The organism is Aestuariivita boseongensis, assembly GCF_001262635.1.
GTDB lineage: Bacteria > Pseudomonadota > Alphaproteobacteria > Rhodobacterales > Rhodobacteraceae > Aestuariivita > Aestuariivita boseongensis.
Genome location: NZ_JXYH01000047.1, coordinates 23230 through 30032 on the forward strand (window position 1 = coordinate 23230; position 6803 = coordinate 30032).

The following is a 6803-nucleotide window of genomic DNA, read 5'->3' on the forward strand; positions in this document are numbered from 1 at the left end:
CGAAAAATCAAGGCTCGCTCAGTTCAGCCACCGCCTCTTCGATCAGCGACAGGCAGGACCCGTCCGAAAAGCGGTGATCGGCATCCTTGACCAGAAGAAGCCGCATGTCATCACAGCTTGCATGATCCAGCAGGCGCAAGGCGGTTTCGGTGCTGACGGCAGTATCGGCGGTGCCTTGCAGGCAGCGCACCGGAAACGGCAGCGGCAGCGGATCGCGCAACACCAGATGATCGCGCCCGTCTTCGATCATGCGCTTGGTGATGATGTAGGGCTCCATGTAATCGCTGGGGCGTTCCACGTGGCCTACGGTTTCCAAGGCCTGTTTTTCAGCATCCGTGAAGCTGGCCCAATACCCGTCTTCGGTGAAATCCGGGGCAGCGGCGATCATGACCATGCCCTTGATGCGATCGGGCCGCGCACGCGCCAGCAGCAGCGCCTGCCAGCCGCCCATAGATGAGCCGACAACGATCAGTGGCCCCTCGGTCAGCGCGTCGATAATGGCGAGCGTGTCCTGATGCCAGTCGCCGATGCAGCCTTCCTCGAACGTGCCGGAGCTTTCGCCATGGCCGGAGTAATCAAACCGCAGGAACGCCTGTCCGCGCGCCTTGGCCCAGGCCTCCAGATGCACGGCCTTGGTGCCTTCCATGTCGGATTTCAGCCCGCCGAGGAAGACCACTGTCGGCCCCTGCCCGTCGGTCTTGTGATAGGCCAGCTTGCGGCCCTGCGGGCTGTCGAACATCGGCGTCATGAGCGCTCTCCGAACGGCACACCGCCCGTCCCTGCCCCGCGCAGATCCTGCACATCGGCCCAGGTTTCGGGATCGGTGATCAGATCGGCCAGCGCCTGGGAGCCGATTTCCAGCAATTGCTCCCCCTTCTCGGGGGTCGATTTCTCGGGCATGCCCAGCACCCCGTTGGGCGTCGCATGCGCCAGGGGCCGCCAGCGATAGGCTGCCTTGCCCGCGGCCAGAAAATCGGGGCCATTGCCGAAGGGCACGTTGTGGGCCGCCAGATCGCTGTCATCGACCGTTTCCGGCGCGCAGACCATCATCATCGAGGTTTCCGCCTCGCAGGCATGCATGATGTTGGGCTGATCCTCCAGCGGCGCGCCGAACGCCTCGCCCGCCTCCGCCGCATAGGTGGCAAAGACCACAACGCCGTCCAGATTGGGCGAGATCTCATCCAGGATCTGTTTGCAGGGGATAACGTTTCCGCCATGGGAGTTCGAAATCAGGATATGCCGGAAGCCCGCCCGCTGGATCGCGGCAATCAGGTCGATGATGACCGCGCGAAAGGTGGCGGGGCTCAGCGTCAGCGTGCCGCCAAAATCCATGTGATGTTCGCTTAGCCCCGACCAGATCACCGGCGTCCAGATCGTAGGTCGGGTGGGCCAGGCCTTTTCCGCCGCCCGGCGCGCCATCTCTTCGCCGATGCGGGTATCGGTCATCACCGGCAGGTGCGGCCCGTGCTGTTCGATCGACGCGACAGGCAGAATCACCACGGCGTCTTTCTGGGCCAAATCCCGCAATTCATGCGCTTTCAGCCGCGCCCAACTGGTTTCCATGCGATCCTCCCCGGTGATTTTTTTCCATTCTGCACAAGGGGTTGCGGCTTGCAACCGCAGCTATATATGTTACCCTATTGTCACGTGACTATTTGGTAACCTATAATGGCTCTCATGGATGATCTTTTCAAAGCCCTCAATGACCCGGCCCGACGCGCGCTGCTTGACAGTTTGCGTCAGAAAGACGGGCAAAGCCTTTCCGATCTGGAAGAGCAGCTGGATATGACCCGCTTCGGCGTCATGAAGCACCTGAAGGTTTTGGAGGACGCCCATCTCATCGTCACGCGCAAACAGGGGCGGTTCAAATACCATTATCTGAACGCCCTGCCCCTGCAGGAGATGCTTGACCGGTGGGTCGCGCCTTTCCTGCGACCCCAGGCGCAGACGCTGAGTGATTTGAAAACACAATTGGAAAGAGCCACCGATATGGGAAAACCCGATTTCATGATGCAAACCTTTATCCGCTGCAGTCAGGATGCGCTTTGGGACGCCCTAACCAAAGCGGACCAGATGGCCGCCTATCACTTCCTGTGCAACGAAGTGCACGGGGATGCGCGGCCCGGCAACGTGACCGAATTCATCAAACCTGATGGAGAGGCGATGCTGCGACAGGTCACCAAGGAGATGGATCCGAAAACCCGGATCGCCATGACGTTCGAGCCGATGTTCATGGGGCCCAACGCGCCTGCCTCGCACATGGTCTATCTGATCGAACCGCAGGGTGAGGTCTGCATGCTGACCATCGAACATTACGACATGGCCCCCGGTCAGGAAGGTTTTGCCGAAGGCTGGGCGCGTCTGGCGGCCTCGCTCAAATCCTATCTGGAAACCGGCACGGCATTGAAGGCGGCGATGTGATGGAACAGTTTCCCACCGAACTTGGCATTTTGACCTGCCTGATGATCCTGGCTGCGTCCTTGTGGATCCCCTATATCGTCGGCGTCACAAGTGACCCCGCGCAGGCCGATAACTTCACCCGCCCCGGCGATCTGAGCCAACTGCGCCCCTGGGTGCACCGCGCCCACCGCGCGCATCTGAACCTGCTGGAACAGGGTATTCCTTTTGCCATTCTGGTGCTGCTGGTCGACCGCGTGGACGGGTTCACCGCGCTGACCTACTGGACCGCGATCGCCTTCTTCTGGCTGCGGGTGATCCATGCGGCGGGCATGATCAGCGGATATGCGAAAATGCCCATCCGCCCGATCATCTTTACACTGGGCTGGGCCTGCTGCCTGATCATGGCCTATGCGGTCTTTGCCGCAAGGTAAAAGCTAGCGGGGGGCGCTCAGGCGCCCTCCACCTCGTTCAGCGTCAGCGCGGTCAATGCGCCCAACACCGCCAGCACAGCGAAAAGAACCAGCGCCCAGACCGCCCCGATGATCGACGCAAGCCCGCCCAAAGCGCCAGCCGCCAGAAGCAGAATGCCAATCACCGTGTTGGCCACCGCCGCATAGGCGCTGCGCTGGTCTTCGGGGGCCATGTCCACCAGATACGTCGACCGCCCCTGCCGCACGCCCTGATAGGCGACCATCAAAACAAAAAGCGTGGCGGGCATCACAAAGCCGATCTCTGCCCAGCCCAGCGCCGCGAAACCCGCCGCGGCCGCCATGGCCAGCGCGCCAACACCGCCCGCCACCGCCAGAACCTGACGGCTGGAATAGTCTGCAAAGCGCCCCCAGACATAGGAACTGATCAGCCCCGCCGCGGCCGAGGCCAAAAGCAGCGCGCCCAAACGATCCAGCTGCAAGAGGCTGGCTTCCGCGCTCAGAAGCACGAAATAGGGCGGCGCCAAAGCGGTAGAGACCAGAAACCCCCGGGCCGCGATAAATCGCCAAAGCTGCGGATTGTCGCGCAGGATCGACCAATCGATACCGCCACTGTCGGCATCAACCTCGCTGACTTTTTCACGCATACCCGAAAACAATAGCGCCGCTGCAATCCACAGCCCTGCCGCGATGGCAATTGCGATGATCACGGCGGTTTGCGACTGCAACACGCCCGCCAGCATCAAACCGGCAAAGGACACAACCGCCACGGCAGACAAGGACGACGCCAAGCCGGTGATCGCCCCGCGCCGCGTCTTTTCGACGGTTTTGCCCAGAATATCTTTGTAGGACACCGAACACAGCGCCCGGCTAAGCGCGAGCCCCGCCAGCGCGCCGCAAATGGCGAAACCGGCAGCCTGCCCGTCCAGCAAAAGCGCCGACAGCACGATGGCGGCTGCGAAACCGCCCTGGCCTGCCGATCCGATCACCCAGGCCCATTTTCGGTGCGCCATCCGTTGCACCCGGTCCGCCATCGCGATCTGCGGCAGAAGCGCACCGGCCTCCCGAATGGGAACAAGCAGGCTGATCAGGTAAGCGGGCGCGCCCAGCGCCGACATCAGCCAGGACAGAACAAGCTTCGGGTCGATCAATCCATCGGCCACCTTGGTCATCGACAAGGACGCGGCATGGCGCAATCCGTTCTGCGCCTCGCGTTTCTTGACGTCCTCGTCGCCCGTGATGGTTTCAAAAAGCTTTGTCTCGCTGCTCATCCTGCTCCGGCTTTCTTCTTGTTGTGCAAAAGATGCATCGCCCTGCCGCACAGTCAAAGGACGTAACGCACGCTTGACATCAAAGGTTCCCGCGCGCAGATAGGCCCGACCATATACCCGCAACCGGGCGTTCCGTGGGCGCCAAACCGACGAGGAGGCTTTTGATGGCCCAAATCTCCCTCACTTTTCCCGATGGCAATGCGCGCAGCTTCAACAAGGGTGTGACCCCTGCGGAAGTGGCGGCGGATATCTCGACCTCGCTTGGCAAGAAGGCGATCAGTGCGACTGTGAACGGTCAGCACTGGGATCTGGCCTGGCCGATTGAGGACGACGCGCAGATCGCCATTCACACCATGAAGGATGACGCGCAGGCCAATGAGCTGATCCGTCACGATCTGGCGCATATCATGGCGCGTGCCGTGCAGGAGATCTGGCCCGCCACCAAGGTCACCATCGGCCCGGTGATCGAAAATGGCTGGTATTACGATTTCGACCGGGAAGAGCCCTTTACCCCCGAGGATCTGGGCAAGATCGAAGCCAAGATGAAAGAGATCATCAACAAGCGCGATCCCGTCACCACCGAGATCTGGGAGCGCGAGCGGGCGATCGAATTCTACAAGGCCAATAACGAGCCTTATAAGGTCGAACTGATCGAGGCGATCCCCGGTGACGAACCCGTGCGCATGTATTGGCATGGGCATTGGCAGGATCTGTGCCGTGGCCCGCATCTGCAGCATACCGGCCAGGTACCGGCGGATGCGTTCAAGCTGATGTCAATTGCCGGCGCATACTGGCGTGGCGACAGCTCGCGCCAGATGCTGCAGCGGATCTATGGCGTGGCCTTTACCGGCAAGGAGAAGCTGAAAGCGCACCTGCACATGCTGGAAGAGGCCGCCAAACGCGACCACCGCAAGCTGGGCCGCGAGATGGACCTGTTTCATATGCAGGAGGAAGCGCCGGGTCAGGTCTTCTGGCACCCCAATGGCTGGACCATCTATACCGGGCTGCAGGATTACATGCGCCGCAAGCAGCGCGCCGGTGGGTATCGCGAGATCAACACCCCGCAGGTCGTGGACCGCAAGCTGTGGGAGGCATCCGGCCACTGGGAAAAATACCAGCACCACATGTTCCTTGTCGAAGTGGATGAAAGCCGCGACGGCGAGGACGACGATGCCAGCGTCAAGAACAAGGACCAGACGCGGATCAACGCGCTGAAACCGATGAACTGCCCCTGCCATGTGCAGGTGTTCAACCAGGGTCTGAAATCCTATCGCGACCTGCCGCTGAGGCTGGCCGAATTCGGCTCCTGCGCGCGGTTCGAACCCTCGGGCGCGTTGCACGGCATCATGCGGGTGCGCGGGTTCACGCAAGATGACGCGCATATCTTCTGCACCGAAGATCAGATCCAAAGCGAATGCGCGCGGTTCATCGACTTTCTGGCCGATGTTTATCGCGAGCTGGGCTTTGCGGATTTCGAAATCAAATTCGCCACCCGCCCCGAAAAACGCGTGGGCAGCGAGGAAAGCTGGGATTATGTCGAGGCCGCGCTTGAAAACGCGATCAAGGCGGTTGGTCGCGACTATACGCTGGAACCGGGCGATGGCGCGTTTTACGGGCCCAAGCTGGATTTCTATCTGACCGATGCGATTGGCCGGGTCTGGCAATGCGGCACCTTCCAGGTGGACCCGAACCTGCCCGAACGTCTGAACGCCAGCTATATCGCGCCGGACGGGTCGAAACAGCGCCCCTATATGCTGCACCGCGCCTGCCTGGGGTCATTCGAACGCTTCATCGGCATCCTGATCGAGGAACATGAAGGCAAGCTGCCCTTCTGGCTGGCCCCGCGCCAGGTGGTTGTCGCCTCTATCGTGTCGGAGGCGGATGATTACGTCCACGAAGTAGTCGCGGCCCTGAAGAAAGCGGGCGTGCGGGCCGAGGCGGATATTCGCAACGAGAAGATCAACTACAAGGTGCGCGAACATTCGGTTGGCAAGGTCCCGGTGATCCTGGCCATCGGCCACCGCGAAGTGGAAGAGCGCACCGTGACCATCCGGCGTCTGGGCGAAAAGCACACCAAGGTGGAGACGCTGGAGGCTGTAACAAAGGCCCTTGGCCGTGAGGCGACGCCGCCTGATCTGCTGTAACAATTGCTGACAATCAGTGACAAACTGGGCCCCTTTTCGGGGCCCTTTTTGTAACAATTCGATCACGCATTCATATTTTTCAATGACTTACGCGATTTTCCGGCGTCACACAGCCTGACGCGGGCGTGAGACACGGGCTCGTGAATTCACATGCCCCCTTGCAGCCACTTAGGGTGAAGGCGTCAATACGTGACACACAGTCATCAACCCAAGGGGATTAATGAAGATGCCGAATACCATGAAAACCATTGCCGTCGCTGGTGCCGTTGCCGCTGCCCTGGCAGGTCAGGTGTCCACAGCAAATGCTCAGGCCAAGGAAAAATGCTATGGCGTCAGCCTCGCCGGTCAGAATGACTGTGCCGCAGGCCCGGGCACCACATGCGCCGGCACCTCGACCGTGGATTATCAGGGCAATGCCTGGACGCTGGTCGATGCAGGCACCTGCGAAAGCATCGAACTGCCCGCAATGGCAGACGGGACCGAGCGCAAAGGCTCGCTCGAAGAGCTGAGCCGCGATCTGCCCAGCTGATCCCAATAGGGGCGCGGCGGGCTGAAGCCCG

The 6803-nt window shown here is 61.0% G+C and carries 7 protein-coding genes; 4 read left to right on the top strand and 3 right to left on the bottom strand.

Features of this window, described 5'->3' with window-relative positions; genetic code table 11:
* Window positions 1–7 precede the first annotated feature (7 nt).
* Entirely contained in the window at window positions 8–748 is a 741-nt protein-coding gene (locus TR61_RS15670; protein WP_050931465.1) for an alpha/beta fold hydrolase, read from the bottom strand.
* Complete coding sequence (locus TR61_RS15675) at window positions 745–1563, bottom strand: creatininase family protein (RefSeq protein ID WP_050931466.1); 819 nt, start codon at window positions 1561–1563, stop codon at window positions 745–747. Before TR61_RS15675 ends, TR61_RS15670 begins: the two co-directional genes overlap by 4 nt.
* 114 nt (window positions 1564–1677) lie before the next feature.
* Here TR61_RS15675 and TR61_RS15680 point away from each other — a divergent pair, with 114 nt between their 5' ends.
* Window positions 1678–2421 (top strand): ArsR/SmtB family transcription factor, encoded by a 744-nt coding sequence (locus tag TR61_RS15680; protein ID WP_050931467.1) that lies wholly within the window; start codon window positions 1678–1680, stop codon window positions 2419–2421.
* Complete coding sequence (locus tag TR61_RS15685; RefSeq protein WP_050931468.1) at window positions 2421–2831, top strand: MAPEG family protein; 411 nt, start codon at window positions 2421–2423, stop codon at window positions 2829–2831. The genes TR61_RS15680 and TR61_RS15685 overlap by 1 nt, the downstream gene beginning before the upstream one ends.
* A 17-nt stretch (window positions 2832–2848) precedes the next feature.
* On the opposite strand, the gene TR61_RS15690 is transcribed toward TR61_RS15685, so the two are convergent.
* A complete protein-coding gene (locus tag TR61_RS15690) occupies window positions 2849–4099 on the bottom strand; it encodes an MFS transporter (protein WP_050931469.1) in 1251 nt (416 codons plus the stop codon).
* A 164-nt stretch (window positions 4100–4263) separates the two neighbouring features.
* Here TR61_RS15690 and thrS point away from each other — a divergent pair, with 164 nt between their 5' ends.
* Window positions 4264–6243 carry a threonine--tRNA ligase gene (gene thrS, locus TR61_RS15695; protein ID WP_050931470.1) on the top strand — a complete coding sequence of 660 codons (1980 nt, stop codon included), beginning with the start codon at window positions 4264–4266 and terminating at the stop codon, window positions 6241–6243.
* A 226-nt stretch (window positions 6244–6469) separates the two neighbouring features.
* Window positions 6470–6772, top strand: coding sequence for a BufA1 family periplasmic bufferin-type metallophore (locus TR61_RS15700; RefSeq protein WP_050931476.1), 303 nt, complete (start codon window positions 6470–6472; stop codon window positions 6770–6772).
* The last annotated feature ends 31 nt before the right edge of the window (window positions 6773–6803 follow it).

What these genes read in the sequence shown, in the direction of transcription:
- TR61_RS15670 (WP_050931465.1), bottom strand. Translation starts at nt 748, where the DNA reads ATGACGCCGATGTTCGACAGCCCGCAGGGCCGCAAGCTGGCCTATCAC.
- TR61_RS15675 (WP_050931466.1), bottom strand. Translation starts at nt 1,563, where the DNA reads ATGGAAACCAGTTGGGCGCGGCTGAAAGCGCATGAATTGCGGGATTTG.
- TR61_RS15680 (WP_050931467.1), top strand. Translation starts at nt 1,678, where the DNA reads ATGGATGATCTTTTCAAAGCCCTCAATGACCCGGCCCGACGCGCGCTG.
- TR61_RS15685 (WP_050931468.1), top strand. Translation starts at nt 2,421, where the DNA reads ATGGAACAGTTTCCCACCGAACTTGGCATTTTGACCTGCCTGATGATC.
- TR61_RS15690 (WP_050931469.1), bottom strand. Translation starts at nt 4,099, where the DNA reads ATGAGCAGCGAGACAAAGCTTTTTGAAACCATCACGGGCGACGAGGAC.
- thrS (WP_050931470.1), top strand. Translation starts at nt 4,264, where the DNA reads ATGGCCCAAATCTCCCTCACTTTTCCCGATGGCAATGCGCGCAGCTTC.
- TR61_RS15700 (WP_050931476.1), top strand. Translation starts at nt 6,470, where the DNA reads ATGCCGAATACCATGAAAACCATTGCCGTCGCTGGTGCCGTTGCCGCT.